Below are 25,322 nucleotides of genomic sequence, written 5' to 3'. Positions count from 1 at the left end.
AGTAGAGTACTGATTTTCAATTTACTTGAGCGTTAAAAATAGGAAGGAGTAAAGTATCATGGCTTATAAACATATATTAGTCGCAGTAGATTTATCACCTGAAAGTGAAGTTCTTGTCGAAAAAGCCGTTTCTATGGCTAGGCCATATAATGCTCAAATATCATTGATTCATGTTGGTATTAATTATTCAGATCTTTATTCTGGTTTAGTTGATATTAATATGAGTGATATGAAAGATCGTATTACCGAAGATGCTCATCTTGCATTAAATAAATTAGCGAATGATGCTGGCTATCCTATTGCTCATACCCTTTCGGGTAATGGGGAATTTGACCAAGTATTAATTGAAGCTATTCACGAATATAAAATTGATCTGGTCGTATGCGGGCATCATCAGGATTTCTGGAGTAAATTAATGTCTTCGGCTCGTCAGCTCATCAATAATACACATATTGATACTTTGATTGTTCCATTAAAAGATGAAGAACCAGCGGCAGAGCCGGCTAAATGAAGTGTTAAATACCAACCCGCTTAATTAGCGGGTTTTTTATTAGTATTTCATAAATAAATTTGTAAAAAACTTTCAGAAAAGTATGTGTTTTAGTCTATTTTTATTTACTACTTTCTTATTTTTGCCTATTAAATTTATGGAAATATACTAAAATTATTATATAGTCAATAAGGGGATTTAATATGAATATCGCTTTAGTTACTGGTGCCTCTTCTGGATTTGGGCAAGCTATTTGTCGTAAGCTAATTGCAGATGGCTATAAAGTGGTCGGTGTCGCTAGGCGTGCAGAAAAATTACAAAAGCTAGCGGATGAATTGGGAAGAAACTTTATGTTTTTAACTTTGGATGTAACAAAAAAAGATGCAGTAGAGTCAATATTGTTGCAGCTACCTACAGAATTCCAACCTGTCGATATTTTAATTAACAATGCTGGATTAGCTTTGGGGTTAGAGCCTGCTTATCAAGCGGATTATAATGATTGGGAAACAATGATCCAAACTAACATAATTGGATTAATCCACTTGACCCATCAGCTTTTGCCTAATATGGTTGAGCGCAATTTTGGTTACATCATTAATCTTGGATCAGTGGCCGGTACTTATGCTTATAAAGGCGGCAATGTTTATGGTGCATCTAAGGCCTTTGTTAAGCAGTTCAGTGCTAATTTGCGTACAGATTTATTAGGTAAAAATATTAGAGTTACCAATATTGAACCTGGATTGTGTGGCGGTACAGAGTTTTCGAATGTACGATTTCATGGTGATGAGCAGAAAGCAGCTGCGGTTTATCAAGGCGTTGAATTTATTACCCCAGAAGATATCGCCAATACTGTCTCTTGGCTAATTAATACACCAACTCATTTCAATGTCAACTCAATTGAGATAATGCCTGTTGCACAAGCGTCGGCTGGATTGTCTGTTTGTAAAGATTTCAAATAATGTAAACTTTATTATTAAGTTTTCATGCTGATTTTTAACAAAAATTAAAAAAATATGTTTGGCAAACAAAATAGACTTGCACTTCAGCCAATGGGTTGCTATTCTTTTATCTTGAGATTTTGATTGAGGTTTAAGGCAATGACATTTTCTGATGTAACGAAAACATTTGCGACAAGTTTGCCTGGGACAGATAGTTATGTAAAACTACAAAAGGCAATGAGCGCATTAATTCAAGAAGATCCCCAAAATGCGTCGGTTTATTTTTTGATTTTTGGGTTTGCTCGCACTTATGTTATGTTATATGAGGATCAGGAGATATCTCCACAATTTGCCGAAGAAAATCAAAACTTGATGTTATCGTATCTCAATATTTTAGATGAAGCGTTAAATAAACAAGATGCTCAGAGCATATATCACGCATTGAATAAAGTTGTTAATGAGTATGAAAACAGCAAAAAAGTTTTTTAAAGTAACAGCCTGACATGAAAATGTCAGGCTGTTTTTTTTAGAGATTAATTTTATATTTTTAGGAAAATTATGATAATTTTAACCAGTATGACAGGCATTATTAATACCTTAGGTACTATTACGCGATCTAGGGCGGGTTGATTTTTCCAAAAAATATTCAAAAACCCGCCCTTAAAGGCGGGTTTTTATTTTGTGTAAAAGTAAAGTTGTTAACATAAGCAAAGTAAAAAGTGAAGAATTAAAGATGGAAATAGCGTGATAACACTACAAAATTTTTAATATCTATAGATAAGTACTACAACAATATATTAAATAATAATGGGCATTAATTAGGATAATAAGTAGGGTGTGATATGAAAGTTTTAAAATTTGGAGGAACATCTGTTGCTAACGCTGAACGTTTTTTGCGCGTTGCAGAGATTATTGAAAATAATGCGAAGCAAGAGCAAACCGCTACCGTTTTATCTGCACCTGCTAAAATTACCAATCATTTAGTTGCAATGGTGGAAAAAACAGTCGCAAAGCAAGATATACAAAGTAATATCTATGATGCAGAGAAAATCTTTGCTGAATTATTGGATGGTATTGCAAAAGCACAACCTAATTTTGCTTATGATGAAATGAAGCGCTTTGCACTTGATGAATTAAACACTATTAAGCAATTTCTTGAAGGTATTGGTTTACTTGGTCAATGTCCAGACAGTATTAATGCATCAATTATTTGCCGGGGTGAAAAACTCTCTATTGCCATTATGCAAGAACTTCTTAAAGCTAAAAAACATTTAGTGACGGTGATTAATCCTGTTGCCATGTTAGTTGCCGAAGGTACCTATTTAGAATCAACTGTGGATATTGCTGAATCTTCACACCGAATTAGTGAAATGCACATTCCACAAGATCATATTATTTTAATGCCAGGGTTTACTGCGGGTAACGAGAAAGGCGAGCTTGTAGTACTTGGTCGTAATGGTTCGGACTACTCGGCTTCGGTATTAGCAGCATGTTTACGTGCTAATAGCTGTGAAATATGGACAGATGTAGATGGTGTTTATACTTGTGATCCACGTATTGTTCCAGATGCAAAATTACTTAAAACGATGTCTTATCAAGAGGCGATGGAACTTTCATATTTTGGTGCAAAAGTACTTCACCCTAGAACTATTTTACCTATTGCGCAGTTTCAGATCCCGTGTTTAATTAAAAATACTAATAACCCTGATGCACCAGGAACACTTATTGGCGCCAATGTGGTTGATTCAACAACACCTGTAAAAGGTATCACTAATTTAAATAACATGGCAATGATCAATGTCTCCGGTCCTGGATTAAAAGGGATGGTTGGCATGTCAGCCCGAGTTTTTTCTGCAATGTCTTATGCAGGTATTTCAGTTGTACTTATTACTCAATCATCATCCGAATACAGTATTAGCTTTTGTGTACCTCAAACTGAACTTTATCGAGCGGAAGAAGCATTAAGTGATGAATTTTTCTTAGAATTAAAAGATGGGTTACTTGAACCAATTGAGATAATCGAAAAACAGGCAATTATCTCTGTTGTCGGTGATGGTATGCGTACATTACGAGGATTATCAGCAAACTTTTTTACAGCTCTTGCTAGAGCTAATATTAATATTGTCGCTATTGCGCAAGGCTCATCTGAAAGGTCAATTTCCGTTGTTGTGGATAACGATGTTGCAGTAATGGGCGTACGGGTTGCTCATCAAATGTTGTTTGGTACAGATAAAATGCTAGATGTATTTGTTGTTGGTGTTGGTGGCGTAGGTGGAGCGTTGATTGATCAAATCGGACGCCAACAAAAATGGCTAAAAAACAAACAAGTCGATTTGCATGTTTGTGGGCTATTTAATTCTAAACATAGCGTGCTTAATCGCGATGGTATTGATCTTACTAACTGGAGAGATCAAATCAAACACAGTGAAAATGACTACACATTAGATAGTATTATTGAGTTTTCAAAAAATAATCGATTACTCAATCCAATTTTAGTGGACTGCACTTCTAGTAGTGAAGTATCTGATAAATATGCAGACTTTTTAGCCAATGGTTTTCATGTTGTTACGCCAAATAAAAAAGCGAATACGAGTTCAATGGCCTATTATTTACGGTTACGCCAAGAAGCGGCAAAAAGTAAACGCAAATTTCAATACGATACTAACGTAGGGGCGGGGTTGCCTGTCATTGAAAATCTACAAAATTTATTAAATGCAGGTGATGAGCTAATCAAGTTTTCAGGAATTTTGTCGGGATCCCTTTCTTTTATATTTGGTAAACTTGATGAAGGAATGTCTTTGTCAGATGCAACTAAACTTGCTAAAGAAAAAGGTTTTACTGAGCCCGATCCTCGTGATGACTTATCGGGCACGGATGTCGCTAGAAAATTATTAATTTTAGCGAGAGAAGCTGGATTACAATTAGAACTAGATCAAATCAATGTTGAATCCGTCCTACCAGCTGAATATGCACAAGGTAGCATTGATGAATTTATGGCTAAATTGCCGCAATTAGATGCAGAGTTTAAAACAAAATATGAACAAGCAGCCAAAGAAGGCAAAGCGTTACGTTATGTTGGTAGCATTGAAAATAATCACTGTAGCGTTAAAATCGAGACTATTGATAGTGATGATCCGCTATATAAAGTAAAAAATGGTGAAAATGCATTGGCATTTTATACCCGTTATTACCAACCAATTCCGCTAGTTTTACGTGGTTATGGTGCAGGGAATGATGTCACAGCTGCAGGGGTTTTTGCTGATATTTTACGGACAACATCAGGCAAAATTGGAGGTTAAATGAATCATAAATCATTAACGGTTTACGCGCCTGCTTCGATGGCCAATATTAGTGTTGGTTTTGATATATTAGGTGCAGCAATTAGTCCAATTAGTGGTGTGATGCTTGGTGATTGTATAACGGTTGAATCTGCGAAGGAATTTTCTCTTACTAGCAAAGGACAATTTGTTAAAAAACTACCACGCGATCCCAAATATAATATTGTATTTCAATGTTGGCAACGCTTTTGCCAAGCAATGGGTAGAACGTTACCGGTTAGTATGACACTTGAAAAAAACATGCCAATTGGATCTGGATTAGGCTCAAGCGCCTGTTCAGTAGTCGGAGCATTTGTTGCCTTAAATGCGTTTTTTGATAAACCCTTTAATCAGTTTGAATTACTTTCGATGATGGGCGAGCTTGAAGGGCGGATTTCCGGTAGTGTACATTATGATAATGTTGCGCCCTGCTATTTAGGCGGTATGCAACTTATCCTTAATGAAATGGGTATAATTAGTGAATCGATACCTCATTTTGAAGATTGGTACTGGGTTATGGCATATCCTGGTATAAAAGTATCAACCGCTGAGGCTCGTGCCATTTTACCTGCCTTGTACCAAAAATCAGATTGTGTTGCACATGGTCGATATGTTGGTGGATTTATTCACGCCTGTTATACCAAGCAATCAGAATTGGCAGCATCAATGTTATGTGACAATATTGCCGAACCTTATCGTAAACAGTTATTACCTAACTTTGATGAAACACAAAAACGAGTCAAACAGCTAGGAGCATTAGCATCGGGAATTTCAGGTTCAGGTCCAACTATGTTTGTTGTGGCAGATAAGCTTGAAACTGCAAAGCAGATCGAATCACTACTTCAACATTGCTATTTACAAAATGATGAAGGTTTTACTCATATTTGTAAAATAGATACTCGAGGAGCAAAAGTTATTTAATTTGATTTTTTAAAAATTAAAAAATACTCCAATTTCTTACTGATTAAGCTGATATCAGAAAGAGCCAACAATGAAAGCATAAAGATAATCGGAAAATATTATGAAATTGTACAATTTAAAAGATCATTCACAGCAAGTTAACTTTGCACAAGCAGTACAGCAAGGATTGGGAAGGGGGCAAGGTTTATTTTTCCCTGAAACACTACCTAAATTTTCTGCAAACGACATTGAATCACTATTAAAACTCGATTTTGTGACTCGTAGCGCCAAAATCTTATCTGCTTTTATTGGCGATGAGATCAGCTTTGATGATATGCATAGGCTAGTTAAAAATGCGTTCCAATTTCCTGCACCTGTCAAATCAGTAGAAGCAGATATTGGCTCCCTAGAACTCTATCATGGACCAACGCTCGCATTTAAAGATTTTGGTGGACGTTTTATGGCGCAAGCATTAGTGCAAGTTGCTGCAGATAAAAAAATTACTATTTTAACCGCTACATCTGGTGATACTGGAGCTGCTGTCGCCCATGCATTTTATCATTTACCTAATATTCGGGTCGTAATTTTATATCCTGAGGGAAAAATTAGCCCATTACAAGAAAAACTTTTTTGTACACTTGGTGATAACATTCATACGATTGCGATTCAAAGCGACTTTGACGCTTGCCAAGCATTAGTTAAAAAGGCATTTGATGATGAAGAATTAAAAACTAACATTGGTTTGAATTCTGCTAATTCTATCAATATTAGTCGATTACTAGCACAAATTTGTTATTACTTTGAAGCTTATGCTCAACTAACGCCTAAGCAACGTGAACAACTTGTGATTTCAGTACCAAGCGGTAATTTTGGTGATTTGACTGCTGGTTTACTAGCAAAAACAATGGGCTTACCAATTAAACGGTTTATTGCTGCAACAAATGCGAATGATACCGTACCAAGATATTTAGAAACCGGAAAATGGGAACCCCACCCAACAGTTGCAACGCTATCTAATGCAATGGATGTTAGCCAACCTAATAATTGGCCTCGAATTGAGGAAATTTATAAAAGAGAAGGTTGGGCACTTAAATCACTTGGTCATGCAGCTGTGTCTGATGAAGTTGCTAAACAGACCGTTTGCGAACTTAATCAAAAAAATTATTTGTCAGAGCCCCATGGTGCAATTGCTTACCGCGCACTGCGTGATCAGTTGCAAGAGGGCGAATATGGTCTATTCTTAGGTACGGCCCATCCAGCTAAATTTAAAGAGGTGGTTGAAGATATTCTTGGCAAGTCAATTCCACTACCAAAAGCGCTAGCGGAACGAGCAGATATGACATTACTTTCCCATAATATGCCTGATAATTTTGCCAAATTACGTGATTTTTTAATTAACTTAGATTGGTAAATATTGTGCCGTCGCAAAATAGGTGACGGCATTTTTTACTTAATGATAATGCTCCCTATTTGTTTACTTCATTGACTAGCCAATTTTATCCTTACTGTCATCATCTTTATGTTTAACGCTTAAATTTACTTATACTAGCCGATCTAAAGATAGAAGATACTAATCAACCTTGTTTAAATTAAAATTTTCAGCTATTGTAAGCTTAATTATGTCATTATAAGGATATTGTTATGTACTGTCCGTTTTGTAATGCAGATGATACAAAGGTGATTGATTCACGTCTTGTCGGTGAAGGATATCAAGTTCGCCGCCGTCGCCAGTGTGTCGAGTGCAATGAACGTTTTACCACATTTGAAATTGCAGAATTAATTATGCCTAATGTCATTAAAAGCAATAAAGTTCGTGAACCATTTAATGAGGATAAATTACGTAATGGCATCCAAAGGGCACTTGAAAAACGCCCAGTGAGTTTTGATGCTATTGAAGATGCCATTACACGTATAAAATCTAAAATTAGAGCAACCGGTGAACGTGAAGTTCCAGCAAAATTAATTGGTAACTATGTGATTGAAGAACTCAAACATTTGGATAAAATTGCTTATATTCGTTTTGCTTCGGTCTATTTTAGTTTTGATGATATCGAACAATTTAGTAATGAAATTGCCAAGTTACAACAGAAATAACATCCGCAGGTGACGATGATAAACAAGAACGATCATTTTTATATGCAACAAGCGATTGAGCTAGCTAAGCTCGGTCGTTTTACCACATCGCCTAATCCTAATGTTGGTTGCGTGATTGTAAAAGACAATCAAATTATTGGCAAAGGCTATCATCAAAAAGCAGGACATCCACATGCTGAAGTTTATGCACTACAAATGGCGGGGAATAATGCTAAAGATGCAACAGCATACGTAACACTAGAACCCTGTAGCCATTTTGGTCGAACGCCGCCTTGTGCCGATGCTTTAATCAAATCGCAAATTAAACGTGTTGTTATTGCCATGCGAGATCCCAATCCAAATGTTTCGGGCAATGGTATAAAACGATTGCGTGATGCGGGAATTGAGGTGGTTATTGGGGTATTAGATAGGCAGGCTGAAACTCTCAATCAAGGCTTTTTAAAACGAATGCGAACAGGATTGCCATATGTACAACTTAAACTTGCCACTTCTCTTGATGGTAAAGTGGCAATGGCATCGGGCGAAAGCAAGTGGATCACATCAAGAATGGCAAGGCAAGATGTACAAAAGTTTAGGGCACAGGCAAGTTGTATTTTAAGTACTCGTATGACGGTACAAACCGATAATGCGAGTTTAACAGTTAGACATGCTGAGTTACCTGATGATATAAAACAAGTTTATTGCGCCGAAAAAATTCGGCAGCCCATTCGTGTCATTATTGATGGCCAAAATAAATTAACCGGTGATGAGAATCTTTTTAAGCAATTAGGCGAAATATGGGTAGTACGGAAGCAAGCTATTTCTATCAATAAACCTAACAGCCAATTAATAGTTGAATCCTCACCAAACGATAATATTGATTTAGTGCATTTAATGACAATTTTAGCTCAAAAAGATATTAATTCTGTGTGGGTTGAAGCGGGTGCTGAGCTAGCTGGTGCTCTAATAGAACAAAACTTAGTTGATGAATTGATTATCTATTACGCACCTAAATTACTTGGTCATAATGCAAAAGATATGTGCATATTGCCTAACTTACAGAATCTGTCAATGGCACCAAATTTTCGATTTGAATCGGTTGTTATGGTGGGCGAAGATCTGCGCGTTATTTTAAAACGGATATAATTCTATTAACAAAAAAATTACCTATTAAACGATATAGTCAAAAGCTAAAATGGGATTCATTATAAAACTAGAAATCTGAGTTTTGATTTTAAATTAAGATGTCTGTTTGTTTTTAACTGATACCTTTAATCGTAGCTAGATGTTTAAACATCATATAAATTAAGATGATAAACGTTATTATTCTGACGTCGATGAACAATTTATTGTCTTTAGTCTTAGCTTTGAAAAGAATTTAGTATTATTGGAAATAGATAATAATAAGAGCATTATCGATAATAGGTTCAAATATTTCAAATTTTAAAAATAATTTTATAGTTAATTCAAAGATTAAGCTTAACAGTTGATATCAACTAGTATTAAATAACATAAAAAATCAATCCCATGAATGAGAATACAATTTCATCATGGGATGATTGATATTAACCACCTTGTAATATTTTTAATAAATCTTCAGTGGTATTAATTGCTTTAATACGCTCAAGCGTATCTTCCGCAATTACAGCACGAGTTAATTGCCGTAAAATATCTAGATGTTCATTGTTTTTTGCTGCTATACCAATGATAACATAAGCAATATTGTTATCTTCATCCCAATAAATTCCTTCAGGATAATAATTTATTTTTAGCCCTGTTTTGATGACACTATCACGTTTGTCTGTAGTACCATGCGGAATTGCGATGCCATTACCTAAAAAGGTTGAGATTTGTGTATCGCGGTCAAACATAGCTTGGGTATAATCATCTTTAACTAAACCAGCTTTGATCATCGCTTCTGATATTGACTGAATGGCTTCTTGCTTAGAGTGAGATCCGCTTATGATTGAAATATCATTAGTTGTCAGTTTTAAATGACTCATTTTTCGTCCTTATTAATTTTGATATACCGAAAAGCTATCGATGTATCAATTAGTTAATTATATTTTGTTTTTAATTGTTAATTGTCGATTTTGATGAATACGAACTAAACCTAATAATATGGCACCAATAAGTGCTCCTGCGAAAATGCAACCCACCCAGAGAAAAGGTTTATTTACCAATGGCAGTACCAAAAAACCACCATGAGGCGCAGGGACTTGAATTTGGCTTAAAAAAGTCAATACAGAGGCAATGGCCGATGAGAGCATCATGATTGGGATCACGTGTAATGGATCTTTTGCGGCAAAAGGAATAGCGCCTTCGGTAATATGTGTCGAACCTAAGACATAGTTTACCATTCCAGCTGCACGTTCTTCTTCAGTAAATGCTTTGTCGCGGAAAATGGTCGTTGAAAAGGCAATCACAAAAGGTGGCACAATACACGCAGCAGAAACTCCAGCCATAAAGTAAAAATTACCTTCACCTAGTAGCATGGTGCCAGTCACATAGGCTGCTTTATTGACAGGACCTCCAAAGTCAAAAGAGCACATAGCGCCAATTACTATACCAAGTAAAATAGGGTTAGCGGATTGCAATGACTCAAGGAAGGATTTCATGGCATTGTTAATTGTTGCAATCGGCCCGCCTAGTAAATACATGCCAGCACCGATCACAAATACACCGATTAATGGCATGATAAAAATAGACTTTAGTCCTTCAAATGAACGGGGCAAACAGTCTAACCACTTTTTGACATAAAGCATCAAGTAACCCGCAGCAAAACCAGCAATAATGCCGCCTAAAAAACCAGCTCCGGTAATATTGGCAATCAATCCGCCAACAAAACCAGCAACCATTCCAGGTCTTCCTCCAATAGAGTAAGCGACAAAACCGGTAAAGATTGGCACCATAATACCAAATGCTTGCCCGCCTATTTTCATCAATAATGCAGCAAATTCATTGTATTGTGCATTGGTTTCATCTGCTGAATAGATCCCCCATAAAAATGAGAGTGCAATTAATACTCCACCAGCAACAACAAAAGGCAACATGTTAGAGACACCACTCATAAGGTGTTTATAAATCTGTCGACCAATCGATTCTTTTACATCTATTGGGTTAGATGGTGAAACTGAATTTTTGGTGTCGTTTTTATCGCCTTTGCGGATAGGAATCTTACCTGAAGTGATTTGTTCAATTAGTTCGGCTGCTTTATGAATACCCTCTTTGACAGGGACTTCAATAACCGGCAATCCATCAAAACGGTTTGGATTGACATCTTTGTCTGCTGCTATAATAACACCTATTGCATTTGCAAGATCCATATCGGTAATGGCATTATCAACCCCTCCTGCACCATTGGTTTCTACTTTAATTGCAACGCCTGCTTTTTCAGCAGCCGCTTTCAAGGCTTCTTCTGCCATATAGGTATGGGCAATGCCCGTTGGGCAGCCTGTTACAGCTAATATTTTTTTCATAATAATTCCCCTTACTTTAGTTGGGTAACTTCAAGCTGATCCATATAAATATTGATTTTATCTAATAACCCTAATCCATCTGATTCGGCCACGTTAGCACCAGTTGCAGCCGCTTTTTTCATTGATTTTTCAACGTTTTGTTGCTCAGGTAACCATTCACTAAGAAAAGCCGCCAGTGAAGCATCACCAGCACAAGCAGAGCTGATTAATTTGATTGCTATAGCATTGCAATACCAAATATGCACTCCATTAGAAAAGTAGAGTCCCTTAGCCCCCATGGTTAATAAAATGTTTTGTGCACCTTGCACATGTAGCGTTTCTAGTGTGGTGATGATTTGTGATGTGGTTTTTGTTTCAAAACCAAAAATCTCTTTTACTTCATCATCATTGGGTTTAATTAATAGTGGTTTATAGGTAAGTAACTCGCTTAATTTTGGATGGCTAATATCAAGAATAACTTGAATATTTTTTTTGTTACATAAATTTAAGATAGTGTCATAATATTCAGGCTCAATATTATTTGGCAAACTACCACTGATAACTAAATAACTATTGTTGGTTAATGATTCAATAATAGTGAGCATCTCTATTTTTTTATCGTTCGGTACAAATGGACCTTTACCTACCAATTTATATTCATTTTGCCCATCATTAATAAAAACATTAATACGTGTAATATCATCAATAAAACAGGGTTTTGTCTCAATCTGCATTTTAGTTAGTTCATCAGCAATATATTTACCTGAAAACCCACCAAAAAAGCCTAGTGCACAAGTTGGTTTAGCAAATTTATGTAAGACAATTGAAACATTGATTGCTTTACCATTGGGACTATATTTCGTGTGTAATGTGCGATTGACGCTATTAGGGTTAAGCCCCTGACAATGAATATTCATATCGATTGCCGTGTTAAGTGTTAATGTATAGATCATCATCTCGGCCTCTATAATTTGCCTGCACATCCACATGTTGCAATAATTTTTTTGACAACATCTTTCATAGCTGCTTTTGCAGGTTTCATATAGTGGCGAGGATCATTAGCATCAGGATGTTCAATAAGATACTGTTTTAGGGCATCTGAAAATGCAATTTTTAATTCGGTTGCGACATTGACTTTACAAATGCCACGTCGAATACACTCACGGACATCCTTTTCTGGCACGCCAGATGCGCCATGTAATACAAGGGGGATATCAACCATTGAACGGATTTCTGATAAGCGTTCAAAATCTAGTTTTGGTTCTGATTTATAAAGACCATGTGCGGTACCAATGGCGATAGCAAGAGAGTCAATTCCTGTTTTTTCAATAAATTCTACTGCTTGTTTGGGATTGGTATATAAAGCATCTTTTGTATCAACAACGAGATCATCCTCAACGCCACCAAGACGCCCTAATTCAGCTTCTACACTGACATCATAACGATGTGCATAATCCACTACTCGCTTAACAATCGCAATATTTTCTTCAAATGGACAATGTGAACCATCAATCATGACCGACCGAACGCCTGCGTTGATTTTATAAGCTATATCATCAAATTGTTCATGATGATCTAAATGAACTGCTAAAGGGATGTTATGTTTTTTCGATAACTTATCAGCAATCGCAATAATATTTTCTGTTCCGGCATAACTATATGTCCCAGGTGTGCCCGCTAAAATGACAGGGGATTGCAATTCGGCGACAGTTTCGACAACAACCTGCATGGTTTCTAAATTATGGATGTTAAAGGCAGGTACGGCATAGTGTTCTGTTTGCGCTTTTTTTAACATATTGTGGCTTGAAATAATAGACATATGACTTTCCCTTAATAATTTAGTTTTAATTGATATTGCGTCTATAACTTTCTTTTTGAAAGTTATTTATTGTAAATATACTTTTAAAACGTAAGTTGTTCTAGTGGTAATCACGTGAGATAGATCACAAAATTCAACTTTACTTTCGAAACGAAATATAAATAACTTATATATTTTCGTTTTGATGGTTAACATGTATATGTAAAATGCTGAAGGATAAAAAAGATGTTAATGAGTATGAATATGATTGATAAAGTCAAACGTTGAACATTAGTTTAATGTTGACCAGGCATAGGATTAATTCTATTATCACAGCTCTTCATTTTTACCTATGGCGTAGGAAATAAAATTGGCTAGAGCATCTTCAGCCCTATTAAAGCGACGATTGCAAATTGCAGAAATTGTTCGCAAGCAAGGCGAAGTTAAAGTTGATGAATTATCAGAATTGCTTCAAGTATCTAATGTGACTATTCGTCAAGATTTAACTTACCTAGAGCAACAAGGATATTTAAAGCGCTCTTTTGGTGGTGCGATTTATATTAATCCTGAAGGAGGATTAAATCAGGTAAATGTCATTACACAAAATTATATACAAAATGCTAATGATAGTCATGATCTTGAATTGGTTAAAATATGTTTAAGCTACATTAATGATGGTGATATATTGTTTTTAGGTCATGGTAATTTAATAAGAAAATTGATTCCGTTTTTACATGGCAAAAAATCATTAATACTTATTATGAATGATATTAGTAATGCACAACTAGCAAAAGAATTTATCGATGCTGAGGTGATTGTTGTTGGTGGCGTATTACTTGACGGCAATATTTTGCAAGATAACAAAATGATTAATTTTGTCTTGAATCAATTTTCTGTAACGCATTTTATCATTGAATTAAGTGTAATTAATGCTGATAACAAATTGATTATTGATAATTTAGAACAAGTAAAAACGTATCAGCAAATAATGAAAAAAGCGGCTCATACTATTGGCATTTTGCCACAAAGGATTGCCCATAATGATAGTAATAACATCGGGATATTAGCTGATATTGATATGTTAGTTCTGTCACGAGCAACAGTGACTGAATATCATCAACAATTATTAGATGCCAATTTTGAACAACTTATTTCCAATAAATATTGTGTGACTTATCAAAACATATTGGAGACATAATATGCATTTTAAAATCTGCACGATAGGTGAGCTGTTGGTTGAGTTTTTGGCGAAAGAACAAAATCAGCGTTTCGATCAAACAGGCGAGTTTATCGGTCCTTTTGTTAGTGGTGCTCCCGCAATATTTGCAGATCAAGTTGCAAAATTAGGTTTTCCTGCTGTCTTTTTTAGTTGTGTTGGAAAAGATGCCTTTGGCAAGATGTGCATAAGTCGCCTAAAAAATGACGGTGTGATTATCAATGGTATTACCTCTCATCATAAAGCTAATACTGGTAGTGCGTTTGTCAGTTATAAAGATTCTAATGAAAGAGATTTCATATTTAATATTCCAAATAGTGCATGTGGCTTACTGTCGTTTAATCATATTAATGAAAACTTATTAAAAGATTGTACTCATTTACATGTAATGGGATCATCGCTTTATTCATTTCGAGTGATTGATGCCATGCGTAAAGCATTAGATATTATCAAAAGTAAAGGCGGTACAATTTCATTTGATCCTAACTTACGCAAAGAGATGTTTGATATACCTGAAATGGAACAATCTTTTGATTATATTATGGAATACACCGATATATTTTTACCCAGTGAAAGTGAAGTCAGTTATTTTGCTGATCATAATGGCAAAACTGAGCAACAAACCATGTCCACTTTACTTAACAAAGGGATTAAGCATATTGTGGTAAAAGGTGGCTCTAAAGGTGCTAATTATTATGGACTTGATGAACAAGGTAAGTTAAAAACGTTGCATATTGATGGGTGTGCAGTCAAATCGGTGGATCCAACCGGAGCGGGTGACTGTTTTGGTGCGACATTTGTCAGTTTAATGTTAGCGGGTTATTCGGTCAAAAAAGCATTGCAATATGCAAATGCCAGTGGTGCACTTGCCGTATCTAAAAAAGGGCCTATGGAAGGAACATCTACCTTAGTTGAACTTGAGCGATTTCTTTTGCATGTTTCTAGCAAGTAATAATTTAACGCAATAAGGTTATTCAAGTTATAGGCAAAAAAAATCCCAATAACAAAGTTATTGTTATTGGGAAAAATAAGGAATAGGAAAACAATGAAATAAATGCATTGTCGGAACATAGTATGCGCTTTTTTTCGCTACATGTATGTAAAGAAAGGACAATAATTAGCTAAATAGTTTGTATTTATAGCGTTAAATAATTGTAAAAAACTATATTGTTATCAATAAATTTATATAGATATGATAGATTATTTCTATAAAAATAATTCTAATAACGAATTCAAAAATAGCTTTCCATGAGCAGTTATTTGCCAGTTTTGTTTGTTTTCAATTAAATAATTTCTTTCAATAGCGGTTGTTATTTGTTTCTCTACTGTTTGTAAAGGTAAATAAGTCCGTTGTTCAAATTCGTGTTTAGGTGTGGGTTCAAAAAGCCTAAAACGATTCATAAAAAATTCAAAGGGTAGATCTTCTTTTGGCACCGTATAATACTTATCCAAATAACGCCCTTCTAAATAACCCTTTGGATGACGTGTTTTTATGGTGCGAATAATTTTGCCATCAGGTTGTGTTAATTTACCATGAGCACCGCATCCAATGCCTAAATAGTCTCCAAATCGCCAATAATTTAAATTATGTTGGCATTGTAAATCCTCTTTAGCATAAGCCGAGGTTTCATATTGCTGGTAACCATGTTTTGTTAATAATTGATGACCTCGTTGATAAATTTCCCAAAGTTTATCATCATCTGGCAAAACGGGAGGCTTTGATCCAAATAGTGTATTGGGTTCAATAGTCAATTGATACCAAGACAAATGAGGTGGTGCGATAGCAATGGCTTGTTCTAAGTCATATATGGCATCATCAATACTTTGATTTGGCAAGCCATGCATTAAATCTAAATTAAAACTTCTTAAATTTAATGTTTGGGTTAGTTTTCCTGCTGTGATTGCTTCTTTGGGATCATGTATCCGCCCTAATTTAACCAGCTTATCGGCTTGAAAACTTTGCACACCGATTGATATTCGATTTATACCTGCTTGCTGATAGCCATTGAATCTTTCTATATCTACAGAATTAGGATTGGCTTCAATGGTGATTTCTGCATTCTTATTTATGGGGATAATCTTATTTATATTTAATAATAATTTATCAATTAATTCAGCAGAAAACAGGCTTGGTGTCCCTCCGCCAATAAAAATTGAATGAATTGAACGGTTTGAACAAAAAACAGCATCATGCTGTAAATCTTTAATCAAATGCTCTATATAAGCTGCATAATCTGGCGTTTTTTTTACGGTATGTGAATTAAAATCACAATAAGGACATTTTTGTACGCACCATGGCATATGAATATACAAACTCATTGGGATTTTATACATAAACGTAGTCTTTCCTGAAACTTTTTAACAAAAATAACTAGTGTGTTATCTTATTTTTTATAGCGCGCTATTTTACTCCAATTTATTAAAAAAAGCTTTTGGCATCTATAGTGTTTTCATTATTAAGTTAAAAAGCGTACAATCATCGATAAATTTTGATATTAATAGTTGATTAAATTTATTATTTAGGAGTAAGTATGAGTATGTATAAAGCAATTTTAGATAGTAGCTTATCAGGCGTATCACTAAGCTCATCGGTTAAGCAATCGACTTATGGTGAACTCCCTATTGTGGTTATTAACCATAAAACTTGCAAGGCAGCGGTTACATTACAAGGTGCTCATTTGTTATTTTGGCAGCCTGCTACTGAACAAACTCCCGTTGTTTGGCTAAGCGACAAAACAAATTTTAAACAAGGGGTGGCTATTCGAGGTGGGATACCCGTTTGCTGGCCATGGTTTGGTCAGTTAGGAAATCCTTCTCATGGTTTTGCGCGTATTGTTGAATGGCAATTAGATTCTTGTAAAGAGGATGACAATGGTGTTGATCTCATTTTGTCACTCACGAATAATCAACAGACAGAACCTTATTGTCGCCAACCTTTTACTGTGTCATTAAATCTTCATTTAGGTAAAACTTGTGAAGTTACTTTAAGCTGTTTTGCTGACTTTGATATAACTAGTGCGCTACATACTTATTTTGGTATTGATAACATTGACCATGTTGTTGTCAAAGGTTTGGGTGAAACGTATCAAGAACGACTTGCTGTTGAAAACAAACCGGTGACAGTAGGTCAATTGACTTTTAATCAAGAAGTCGATCGTATTTATACTGATGCGAGTAAACAACTAACGATAACTGATGGTATCCGAACAATTCGATTAACCAACACTAATGTCAGTGATGTAGTTACTTGGAATCCATGGATAAATAAAGCTAAAGCAATGGCGGATTTTGGTGATGATGAATATAAATCAATGGTTTGTGTTGAAGCCGGTTGTATTACAAAACCATTGAAATCATCTTCCAATAAGAAATCAACTTATGGTTTTCGTATAGAGTTGCTCTAAGCGTTCATATTTTATTCTATATACGCAATCAATGTTTACTCAATTTGTAATATGATTAATTGATTGCGTTTACAAGGATAACACTTTATAATCCACACCACTTTTTAAAGTGCTAGTTTGATAGTCAACTACTGGGTCGCCTGTAATTGGCTTTTATTTTAAATCATTAAGAGAAATAAATATGTTTACATTCAAAGCTGAAGTTAGAAAAGAGCATGGTAAGGGTGCGAGCCGCCGCCTGCGTCACGCTGGTAAATTCCCAGCCATCATTTATGGTGGAACTGAACCTGCAATCTCTGTTGTGCTTGATCACAACCAAATCTTTAATATGCAAGAGAAACCAGAGTTTTATTCTGATGTGTTAACTGTTGAAGTTGACGGCAAAGCAGTTAAAGTCAAAGTACAAGCAGTACAACGTCATGCATTTAAACCAAAATTAGTTCATATGGATTTTGTACGCGCATAAATTTATTGGAATACTATCCAATTACTTAATTCAAGCAAAAGGTCACCACAGCGGTGACCTTTTTGTTTTAGAGCCAATTGAAGGCTAATACCTATTGTTATGATTTAGCCTGTACACTAACCATCCAACATAATAGAATAATTACATTATACCATCCTAGGAGAAAACCATGTCTGATATCCCAGCTTGCGATTTAGTTATTTTTGGTGCTAAAGGGGATTTGACAAGACGTAAATTACTACCGTCTTTATATCAATTAGAAAAGTATGGAAAACTACCTGAACAAACCAAAATTTTAGGCGTAGGACGTGCTGATTGGGATCATGCTGCTTATTGTGAGGTAGCAAAAGATGCGTTAACCTCATTTATGCCGGAGCCGTTAGATGATAGTATTTGGCAACGATTTAGTCAACGATTGGATTTTCATAAACTAGATGTTAATGATAGTGCTGGTTTTGAACGATTGAAAAATAAACTTAATTCAAGTCATCCCGCTATTTTCTATTTTGCGATGCATCCAGGTACTTTCGGTACTATTTGTCAAGGTTTAGCTGCTGCTGGATTAAATCAATCGCAAAACCGTATTGTGATGGAGAAGCCGCTTGGAACTGATTTGCAATCATCTCGCGAAATCAATGATTCGGTGGCTAAATTTTTTAGCGAATCGCAAGTCTATCGTATTGATCATTACTTAGGTAAAGAATCAGTACTAAATCTCTTAGCCTTACGTTTTGCTAATACAGTGTTTGCGTCATTTTGGGATCGTAATTCTATTGATCATGTCGAAATTACGGTAGCAGAACAAGTAGGTATTGAAGGCCGCTGGGGATATTTTGATAAAGCTGGTCAAATGCGTGATATGGTACAAAATCATCTATTACAAATCTTAACTATGATTGCCATGTCACCACCTGCTGATCTTGACGATGATAGCTTACGTAGTGAAAAAATAGCAGTATTAAATGCCCTTAGACCAATTGATAAAACCAATATTCGCGAAAAAGTGGTTCGTGGACAATATACAGCAGGATTTGTTAATGGTGTTAATGTACCGGGCTATCTAGAAGAAGACGGTGCAAATCAAAAAAGCAATACCGAAACATTTGTTGCCATTCGAGTTGATATTGATAACTGGCGTTGGGCGGGCGTCCCATTTTATTTACGTACAGGTAAGCGTTTACCGAGCAAATGTTCTGAAGTTGTTGTTTATTTTAAACCATTACCACTTAATCTATTTAGTGAATTTTATCCACAATTACCACAAAATAAATTGACGATTCGTTTACAACCTGATGAAGGGATGGATATTGAAATTCTAAACAAAGTACCGGGGTTAGATAGCACTCACAATCTGCAAACCACAAAACTTGATTTAAGTTTCAGCGAAACTTTTCACCAACAAAGCGCTGATGCCTATGAGCGTTTATTACTTGAAGTTATGCGAGGGCGCCAAGCATTATTTGTTCATCGTGATGAAGTTGAAGCTGCATGGAAATGGGTCGATTCAATTATTAGTGCATGGGATACAGAAAATGAACCGCCAAAAACGTATCAAGCGGGCACTTGGGGCCCGGTCGCATCGGTTGCCTTAATCACTAAAGATGGGCATTCATGGCACGAATTTGAATAAAGGAAAAATAACTATGTTTACGTTAAATAAATATCAAAATAGTCAATTATTGATCGAAGATTTAACCTCACATATTGTCAATGAATTAAAACAGGCAATTGTACAAAAAGGACATGCTTCTATTGCGGTTTCGGGAGGTAAAACACCTATTCCATTATTTGTTTCACTAAGTCAACAAAATATAGAATGGAGCCGAGTTTTTATTACATTAGTTGATGATCGATGGGTTGATGATAATGATGATGCCAGTAACGAAAAGTTAGTAATGACGCATTTATTACAAAACAATGCAAAATTGGCTAATTTTGTCGGTTTAAAAAACAGTTATGATAATCCATTTGATGGCGCAGAAATGACTGACAAGATGTTAGATAAAATCCCGATGCCATTTGATGTAATTGTTTTAGGTATGGGTGAAGATGGACATACAGCTTCACTATTCCCAGGTGCAGCTAATTTAGCGGCTGGTTTAGATATGAAATCAGGTCGAAAAGTTGTCGGAATGACACCATTAACAGCACCACTAGATCGTATTACCTTAACGTTACCCACTATTTTAAATAGTAAAAATATCTATCTACATTTAGTTGGTGAAAGCAAAATGCATGTATTAGAACAAGCCGAAAAAGATCATAATGTTAATCAAATGCCTATTCGAGCTGTTTTGCAGCAGGACAAAGTGAATGTTACCGGGTTTTGGACTGCATCTTAGTTTTTCTACTGTTTTGTTTGCCGAACTTGCGTCGGCAATGAATTTTTATAATAAATTTTGTTTCCAAAGCACTGAATCAGCAGTGCTTTGACCTTCCCAATTAATCCTCTGCATTCTCTTTTATGGGCTTTTCAGCTTGTTTTGCTGTTTTTGTTTTTCGGCTGGCTTTTTTCTTGGGTCTTTTAAATTGACCATAGTCGATAAGTTCGCCCGTTTCGTCATCAATCACGCCCCACTCTTGGCTATTATCTAAAATTGCCTTTTGTACCTCGGGTGGGTAATCCGATAGGGTGGTTTCTTTTGGTAAAGGTTTACCGGGTTTACCCGCTTGCCTGATCACTTTTGACCAACGAGGTTGCCAGCATAGGCATTCCGAAATAAAGTAACCCACCGTATAAAATGGCAATAAGATTAAAAAGACGGGGATTAACATTAAAAGTATTATCACACTGGGATTATTTTTTGCCAGATGGATCATGGGGCGAATATGCCCCTCAACACCGTGAAAAGGCATGGGTAAGTGAGTGCTTATGCGTGGTTTTGGCAGGTTTTGGGGACCGTCTTCCATATAACGGCGAATAAATTCCCACTCGTCTTTATAATCTTGAGGATCATAAGTGTTTTTGCCTACGCCCACGGACTGTGCAACTGGAAAGCCAGTTTTATAAGGGTGAAAAGTAAACAAGTTAACCACATTAGTACCGCCCATATCCGAGCCAGTCTCGCCAAAATTAGCGGGCATAATATGTTCCCATTTAAACACTGCAGTACCGCCACAATATTTAGGGCGTTGTACATACACTTGCCGTGTTACCCGATTAAACCGTACCCGAATATGGCGAAGCGTGAATAACTCTAAGCGACAGACATAACGGAAGTAGCGGATGCATAAATACAATGAAACTAAAAATATAGTTGAATAAAATATTATTGCAAATATACTCAAAGCAAAATTATGATATTCGTGATGATATAATTCAAGTAAAGTGTTTAATCCTAGATCTCCACTAGAATAAGGAATAAAAAATATAGCAAAACTAATCCAAGTAATAATCCCCCGAAAATTTTCAAACATACCTCCTCGTATCTCTAAATAGCGATCGTTATAGGCATAATAAGGTCCTATCGGGCGTGGATTATGACTGACCGACTCTTTAGTATAATCTTTGGCGACTTCGCTTAACTTCATTGAGTTATCAGAATAATCTTTTTTCAATTTTTTACGGGTTTCAGGTTTAATTGCACTACCTAACCACAATATAAATTCACCAATATACATTAAAATGTCCCCTGAACTGCTTGATTAAACTCAGTTAACTCTTCAGTTAAGTCATCAAATTGATCACGTTTGGGATCTTTACTAAAGCAACAACGATCTAACCATTTTTGTAATGCATTATCGTCAAAAATCATAATAACGACACACACTACGATAGTAAATAAGGTTGCAACAAATCCTACCGCGCCAATTACTATAGCTACCCCTCGTTGCAATGCTATTCGTCCTAAAACTAACCCCCATTCAGCCATAGCTACCCAAATAGTTCGCTTAATACTTTCATTCACAATTCTTTCTAGCCATGGAACTAAAGAACCTAATGCCGCTAAAAATTGTGATATACTAAGCGCGAGGGTTGCCATTGCTCTAGCATAATGAGCTATTTCTATTATTTTATTTCGTTTACTTGCTTTTTTACCATCTATAAAATCAAAGTATACGGACATTCCTCCTGCCATTGCCGATAAGGTCGCACCCCATAAAAATATTCGGCCAAAGGCATTACGCGTTGTAATTGTGGTCATCGATGTTGGATCTCTACCGATACAACATTCAACAACACTAGTCCCTATTTGGAATATTGCAGCTATGGTTGTCATCCCTGATGCAACAAGTTCAGCACCTTCTCGCCAATTTTTCCATTTGCCTTGTGTAATTTTTCGGATTGTGTCATAAGCGCTAAACCCGAAAACGCTCATGGCAATTCGGGTATTAACCAGATCGGCATTTTGAAAATGCTCCCTCGCTCTACGGGTTATTTGTCCAGCGCCTTTTGCTGGGTCAGCGGTAAAACTTTTTCCACAAATATTAATGCGTAAACCATACAGTTTTCGCGCCTCTTTATTAATTCTAGACAAAATCATATTACCAAAAAAGTTAAGAACCCGCTGTTCAGCCTGTGTTGAAGTTACCTTTAAAAAATGCCGTACTAAATCAGCAAATGAGATTGATAATAATGCAATAGGCAAGCCACGTGTCGCCAAGTCATCAATTATGGGACCCGTTTGATTAATATGGTCTGTGATTTTACTAAGTAAATCAACGGCGGTATCAATTGTTGATAGATGGTCAGTATTTGTAATAGGGCCATCGCTGATGATGATTTTTTTTTGCAAATCCAGATACTCATTAATTGTATCGATTATGCTTGTAATATTAAAACTATATGCACGCCAACATAAATTTTCACGGGTAATTTTGGAGGCACTCCACCACTTATCAAATTGTTTTCTTACAGAAGGCGAGCCGCTTGCACCACAGATACATGCACTGACTTGCAGAGTAAACTGAATGCCATCGAGTTTTTCGTTAGAGTCATAAAAATCTAGCGCTAGCAGCAGGTGTGCAGACTTTAACCACTTTATATAATCTTGGCTATGATTTTCTGCCTTTTGTTCGGCAAATTGACTTTTTTCATCAAATTTTTTTTGAAAGGTATCGAGCTTTTCTTGTGATAATCGGTTCCAATATTTTTCTTTAAATTCTTCTTCCGAGGCTTCTTGGGTATAGATATTATCAATGTTTTTCTTATACCTTTCTTGATCTTCATCAAGATATCTAAGAAAAATTTCTTTCATCTCATCGGATAGTTCTGGATCTGATCCATATATTCTCAAGTAGTCATAATGTCGATTTTGCTGGTTTATCATTTGTTTAATGCGCATTTGACGGAATGAGTCTTTAAGCCCATAAAGCTGTCTAGAAATTAGTAAGCGGTGTTCGTTAGAAATGCCTTCATTATCTTTAGTTTCCATCCAAGGTTTCATATTTTGTTGTAATGCTTGATTGCGCCGATTATTTAAACTTTGAGTGATGCCGATAGCATCGTTGACAACAATGGCTGCACCTTGACGTTTTTTCAGCTTTTTGTATATCGACAAATAACGATAAAAATTCTTACCTATGGATGCATCATTAAAATTTGTACGCTTGGAGTAGACAAATTCTACGTTCTGTTTTTTTTGATATGCTTGACATCGCTCAGCTGATTGATTACCCCAAAAAGGCGTGTTATTTAAAAATTCCTCTTGGGTTGCTAGCTTTTCTGCTGTCGAAAATTCTAAAATATTGGGCGAAAATTCATCTGGTAATATTGATTTAACTCCATTGCGAATTTCATCGGGTGTTATGCCGTCAAGTAAATAGAGATCCTGATCTTCATATTTCGCTAATAGCTTTGCACTGATTTTATTAGGTGCAAATATAAAATAGATCTTAATGATATTTTCGCTTTCTTTAAAACTAATATACGACGCATCGGCTCCATCAAATGCAATATTGCAGGTATAAGTAGGGGGAATATTACTTACGTTTTCAACATTTTTATGTTCAATCAAACACCCCTCTGGGCTAGAGGTAAATACACGCCATTTTTTGCCCGTGTTACGATGTTCTAAAACGTATAAATAACCTTGTCTAAGCATTTGTAAACAATACTTAGAATGTGTTAATGGTATATCTTTAACTTTTTTTTGCACAAAATTGGGTAATGGTGGTATATCATTGCGCGATAGGTAACCAGCTATAGACAAACGAGTTGGTAGCACAAATAAATTACCCTCTTTGTCTTGACAACTAGGACAACGTTTACCTGGATTTTGTTCATTTGTCTTCAATAGCCCTAGTAAATTATCAAGCGATGCCATGCTTTATTCCTTCTTGCCATTCATTAAAATATTGTTTAATTTTGTTAATATCCTTATTATTAATAAGGTTAGCACATAGATCTTTATCTATTGATTGAAAAAACGATGGTGGTTGAGCCATGATATAGCTAACCATATAATTGAGTATGTGTTTATCAGGTTGCGTGTAACTTGCCATATACACCCATTCTAACAGCTGATTTAATGTTTTTTTCTGCTCTGTGGTTAATGTGTTATTTTGTTGATTTGTTGTAATGTATTCGTAATAATTATATGTCTGTGCAATATTAAGTTGTTGCCATTGGCGAGAGCTTATTTGATAGTTAATATCAGATAAGATTATTTCTGGTTTATGATGTAGTTCGATATAGTTATCATGCCAATAATACCAATACTCAATTACACCGAATAAGTTATCTAATTGTTGTTGATCAAAAATTCTAACTAAATGATTTAAAACTTTGGGGTCATAAAAACGAAAAAGATAATAGCTTCCATCATAGCGCATAAACATGGCATTACTAATTTGTTTTTGAATATAATTAATAGGATATAGTGAAAATAAGATCGCAATCGCTGCAGATTTTTTATCATTTAAGTTTTGAATAATATCTTCTAAAACAGATGTTGGCTTCGATTGCGTACTTTCGGCTATTGATTGTTTAGATATTGTGCAAAGCTGTAAGCATTCATAATCTGTCGATACGGTATCTTGCCTATCGCGAACAGGAACAATTGACTCAAAATCAAAATAATTTTTTAAAAAGAATTCATCATTGATTTTGGGATCAACGAGTAAATGTAATTTACCAAACTGCATTAGGTGCTGAGTAATTATTTGACTAATTTGGTTATCAGGTATTAAATTTTTCATTATTATCTTTCCACAAAAATAGCATGTTCGTTGGTTGAGTTTTCTTGAACTCCAGAACAAATAGGTGGTAATTTCGATTTAATGTCCATATTCGCCGGCCCCATCTTCTGCATCACATTGCA

General features: G+C 35.6%; 22 protein-coding genes. 14 read left to right on the top strand and 8 right to left on the bottom strand.

The window, feature by feature from the left end:
• The first annotated feature begins 58 nt into the window (after positions 1-58).
• The 8 genes from uspA to ribD all read left to right on the top strand — a co-directional run bounded on the left by uspA (position 59) and on the right by ribD (position 8,864).
• Positions 59-511 carry a universal stress protein UspA gene (uspA, locus tag BQ5209_RS01575; protein ID WP_085246830.1) on the top strand — a complete coding sequence of 151 codons (453 nt, stop codon included), beginning with the start codon at positions 59-61 and terminating at the stop codon, positions 509-511.
• 182 nt (positions 512-693) lie between these two features.
• Positions 694-1,449, top strand: a complete 756-nt coding sequence (locus tag BQ5209_RS01570; RefSeq protein ID WP_085246829.1) for an SDR family oxidoreductase — start codon at positions 694-696, stop codon at positions 1,447-1,449.
• 138 nt (positions 1,450-1,587) lie between these two features.
• On the top strand, positions 1,588-1,917 hold the full coding sequence (locus BQ5209_RS01565; protein WP_085246828.1) for a hypothetical protein: 330 nt from the start codon (positions 1,588-1,590) through the stop codon (positions 1,915-1,917).
• 353 nt (positions 1,918-2,270) lie between these two features.
• Positions 2,271-4,727, top strand: a complete 2,457-nt coding sequence (gene thrA, locus BQ5209_RS01560) for a bifunctional aspartate kinase/homoserine dehydrogenase I (protein ID WP_085246827.1) — start codon at positions 2,271-2,273, stop codon at positions 4,725-4,727.
• Complete coding sequence (thrB, locus tag BQ5209_RS01555; RefSeq protein ID WP_085246826.1) at positions 4,728-5,666, top strand: homoserine kinase; 939 nt, start codon at positions 4,728-4,730, stop codon at positions 5,664-5,666.
• A 100-nt stretch (positions 5,667-5,766) separates the two neighbouring features.
• The gene (gene thrC, locus BQ5209_RS01550) at positions 5,767-7,056 is read left to right on the top strand and encodes a threonine synthase (protein WP_085246825.1); all 1,290 of its coding nucleotides are present in this window, start codon (positions 5,767-5,769) and stop codon (positions 7,054-7,056) included.
• Positions 7,057-7,286: 230 nt separating this feature from the next.
• A complete protein-coding gene (gene nrdR / locus BQ5209_RS01545; protein WP_085246824.1) occupies positions 7,287-7,739 on the top strand; it encodes a transcriptional regulator NrdR in 453 nt (150 codons plus the stop codon).
• Positions 7,740-7,754: 15 nt separating this feature from the next.
• On the top strand, positions 7,755-8,864 hold the full coding sequence (ribD, locus tag BQ5209_RS01540) for a bifunctional diaminohydroxyphosphoribosylaminopyrimidine deaminase/5-amino-6-(5-phosphoribosylamino)uracil reductase RibD (protein WP_085246823.1): 1,110 nt from the start codon (positions 7,755-7,757) through the stop codon (positions 8,862-8,864).
• 419 nt (positions 8,865-9,283) lie between these two features.
• On the opposite strand, the gene BQ5209_RS01535 is transcribed toward ribD, so the two are convergent.
• Genes BQ5209_RS01535 through BQ5209_RS01520 form a run of 4 tightly spaced genes read right to left on the bottom strand, consistent with a single transcriptional unit; the run spans position 9,284 to position 12,995 of the window.
• Positions 9,284-9,721 (bottom strand): PTS mannitol transporter subunit IIA, encoded by a 438-nt coding sequence (locus BQ5209_RS01535; RefSeq protein WP_085246822.1) that lies wholly within the window; start codon positions 9,719-9,721, stop codon positions 9,284-9,286.
• A gap of 57 nt (positions 9,722-9,778) precedes the next feature.
• Positions 9,779-11,197, bottom strand: a complete 1,419-nt coding sequence (locus tag BQ5209_RS01530) for a PTS fructose transporter subunit IIC (RefSeq protein ID WP_085246821.1) — start codon at positions 11,195-11,197, stop codon at positions 9,779-9,781.
• 11 nt (positions 11,198-11,208) lie between these two features.
• Positions 11,209-12,129 (bottom strand): 1-phosphofructokinase family hexose kinase, encoded by a 921-nt coding sequence (locus BQ5209_RS01525; RefSeq protein ID WP_085246934.1) that lies wholly within the window; start codon positions 12,127-12,129, stop codon positions 11,209-11,211.
• Positions 12,130-12,140: 11 nt separating this feature from the next.
• Positions 12,141-12,995: a tagatose bisphosphate family class II aldolase gene (locus tag BQ5209_RS01520; RefSeq protein ID WP_085246820.1), complete on the bottom strand. Its 855-nt coding sequence runs from the start codon at positions 12,993-12,995 to the stop codon at positions 12,141-12,143.
• A 349-nt stretch (positions 12,996-13,344) separates the two neighbouring features.
• Here BQ5209_RS01520 and BQ5209_RS01515 point away from each other — a divergent pair, with 349 nt between their 5' ends.
• Together BQ5209_RS01515 and BQ5209_RS01510 are read left to right on the top strand one after the other, a co-directional pair.
• A complete protein-coding gene (locus tag BQ5209_RS01515; RefSeq protein ID WP_085246819.1) occupies positions 13,345-14,172 on the top strand; it encodes a DeoR/GlpR family DNA-binding transcription regulator in 828 nt (275 codons plus the stop codon).
• 1 nt (position 14,173) lies between these two features.
• Positions 14,174-15,142 carry a sugar kinase gene (locus BQ5209_RS01510; RefSeq protein ID WP_085246818.1) on the top strand — a complete coding sequence of 323 codons (969 nt, stop codon included), beginning with the start codon at positions 14,174-14,176 and terminating at the stop codon, positions 15,140-15,142.
• A 254-nt stretch (positions 15,143-15,396) separates the two neighbouring features.
• Here BQ5209_RS01510 and hemW read toward each other — a convergent pair whose 3' ends face one another.
• Entirely contained in the window at positions 15,397-16,524 is a 1,128-nt protein-coding gene (gene hemW / locus BQ5209_RS01505; protein ID WP_085246817.1) for a radical SAM family heme chaperone HemW, read from the bottom strand.
• A gap of 197 nt (positions 16,525-16,721) precedes the next feature.
• Here hemW and BQ5209_RS01500 point away from each other — a divergent pair, with 197 nt between their 5' ends.
• The 4 genes from BQ5209_RS01500 (at position 16,722) to pgl (ending at position 20,402) form a co-directional block, all read left to right on the top strand.
• Positions 16,722-17,594 carry a D-hexose-6-phosphate mutarotase gene (locus BQ5209_RS01500; RefSeq protein ID WP_085246816.1) on the top strand — a complete coding sequence of 291 codons (873 nt, stop codon included), beginning with the start codon at positions 16,722-16,724 and terminating at the stop codon, positions 17,592-17,594.
• Between the two features lie 181 nt (positions 17,595-17,775).
• A complete protein-coding gene (gene rplY, locus BQ5209_RS01495; RefSeq protein ID WP_085246815.1) occupies positions 17,776-18,060 on the top strand; it encodes a 50S ribosomal protein L25 in 285 nt (94 codons plus the stop codon).
• Between the two features lie 169 nt (positions 18,061-18,229).
• Complete coding sequence (gene zwf, locus BQ5209_RS01490) at positions 18,230-19,690, top strand: glucose-6-phosphate dehydrogenase (RefSeq protein ID WP_085246814.1); 1,461 nt, start codon at positions 18,230-18,232, stop codon at positions 19,688-19,690.
• Positions 19,691-19,703: 13 nt separating this feature from the next.
• Positions 19,704-20,402 carry a 6-phosphogluconolactonase gene (gene pgl, locus BQ5209_RS01485; RefSeq protein ID WP_085246813.1) on the top strand — a complete coding sequence of 233 codons (699 nt, stop codon included), beginning with the start codon at positions 19,704-19,706 and terminating at the stop codon, positions 20,400-20,402.
• 100 nt (positions 20,403-20,502) lie between these two features.
• Here pgl and BQ5209_RS01480 read toward each other — a convergent pair whose 3' ends face one another.
• Genes BQ5209_RS01480 through BQ5209_RS01470 form a run of 3 tightly spaced genes read right to left on the bottom strand, consistent with a single transcriptional unit; the run spans position 20,503 to position 25,200 of the window.
• Positions 20,503-21,681 carry a DUF6708 domain-containing protein gene (locus BQ5209_RS01480; RefSeq protein WP_085246812.1) on the bottom strand — a complete coding sequence of 393 codons (1,179 nt, stop codon included), beginning with the start codon at positions 21,679-21,681 and terminating at the stop codon, positions 20,503-20,505.
• Positions 21,681-24,326: a T6SS effector BTH_I2691 family protein gene (locus BQ5209_RS01475; RefSeq protein ID WP_085246811.1), complete on the bottom strand. Its 2,646-nt coding sequence runs from the start codon at positions 24,324-24,326 to the stop codon at positions 21,681-21,683. Before BQ5209_RS01475 ends, BQ5209_RS01480 begins: the two co-directional genes overlap by 1 nt.
• Positions 24,313-25,200 (bottom strand): DUF4123 domain-containing protein, encoded by an 888-nt coding sequence (locus BQ5209_RS01470; RefSeq protein ID WP_085246810.1) that lies wholly within the window; start codon positions 25,198-25,200, stop codon positions 24,313-24,315. Before BQ5209_RS01470 ends, BQ5209_RS01475 begins: the two co-directional genes overlap by 14 nt.
• Positions 25,201-25,322: the final 122 nt, after the last annotated feature.

Origin of the sequence: Gilliamella mensalis (assembly GCF_900103085.1) — a bacterium.
Taxonomy (GTDB): Bacteria; Pseudomonadota; Gammaproteobacteria; order Enterobacterales; family Orbaceae; genus Gilliamella; species Gilliamella mensalis.
The sequence above is the reverse complement of the archived record's forward strand: the minus strand, read 5'-3'. Positions and strand labels throughout refer to the sequence as shown.

Coding starts and splice junctions, on each gene's coding strand:
- nrdR (WP_085246824.1), top strand. CDS start 7,287: ATGTACTGTCCGTTTTGTAATGCAGATGATACAAAGGTGATTGATTCA.
- pgl (WP_085246813.1), top strand. CDS start 19,704: ATGTTTACGTTAAATAAATATCAAAATAGTCAATTATTGATCGAAGAT.
- hemW (WP_085246817.1), bottom strand. CDS start 16,524: ATGTATAAAATCCCAATGAGTTTGTATATTCATATGCCATGGTGCGTA.
- BQ5209_RS01475 (WP_085246811.1), bottom strand. CDS start 24,326: ATGGCATCGCTTGATAATTTACTAGGGCTATTGAAGACAAATGAACAA.
- BQ5209_RS01510 (WP_085246818.1), top strand. CDS start 14,174: ATGCATTTTAAAATCTGCACGATAGGTGAGCTGTTGGTTGAGTTTTTG.
- BQ5209_RS01525 (WP_085246934.1), bottom strand. CDS start 12,129: ATGATCTATACATTAACACTTAACACGGCAATCGATATGAATATTCAT.
- BQ5209_RS01470 (WP_085246810.1), bottom strand. CDS start 25,200: ATGAAAAATTTAATACCTGATAACCAAATTAGTCAAATAATTACTCAG.
- zwf (WP_085246814.1), top strand. CDS start 18,230: ATGTCTGATATCCCAGCTTGCGATTTAGTTATTTTTGGTGCTAAAGGG.
- BQ5209_RS01565 (WP_085246828.1), top strand. CDS start 1,588: ATGACATTTTCTGATGTAACGAAAACATTTGCGACAAGTTTGCCTGGG.
- BQ5209_RS01570 (WP_085246829.1), top strand. CDS start 694: ATGAATATCGCTTTAGTTACTGGTGCCTCTTCTGGATTTGGGCAAGCT.
- BQ5209_RS01500 (WP_085246816.1), top strand. CDS start 16,722: ATGAGTATGTATAAAGCAATTTTAGATAGTAGCTTATCAGGCGTATCA.
- BQ5209_RS01520 (WP_085246820.1), bottom strand. CDS start 12,995: ATGTCTATTATTTCAAGCCACAATATGTTAAAAAAAGCGCAAACAGAA.
- uspA (WP_085246830.1), top strand. CDS start 59: ATGGCTTATAAACATATATTAGTCGCAGTAGATTTATCACCTGAAAGT.
- BQ5209_RS01480 (WP_085246812.1), bottom strand. CDS start 21,681: ATGTATATTGGTGAATTTATATTGTGGTTAGGTAGTGCAATTAAACCT.
- rplY (WP_085246815.1), top strand. CDS start 17,776: ATGTTTACATTCAAAGCTGAAGTTAGAAAAGAGCATGGTAAGGGTGCG.
- thrC (WP_085246825.1), top strand. CDS start 5,767: ATGAAATTGTACAATTTAAAAGATCATTCACAGCAAGTTAACTTTGCA.
- thrB (WP_085246826.1), top strand. CDS start 4,728: ATGAATCATAAATCATTAACGGTTTACGCGCCTGCTTCGATGGCCAAT.
- BQ5209_RS01530 (WP_085246821.1), bottom strand. CDS start 11,197: ATGAAAAAAATATTAGCTGTAACAGGCTGCCCAACGGGCATTGCCCAT.
- BQ5209_RS01535 (WP_085246822.1), bottom strand. CDS start 9,721: ATGAGTCATTTAAAACTGACAACTAATGATATTTCAATCATAAGCGGA.
- ribD (WP_085246823.1), top strand. CDS start 7,755: ATGATAAACAAGAACGATCATTTTTATATGCAACAAGCGATTGAGCTA.
- thrA (WP_085246827.1), top strand. CDS start 2,271: ATGAAAGTTTTAAAATTTGGAGGAACATCTGTTGCTAACGCTGAACGT.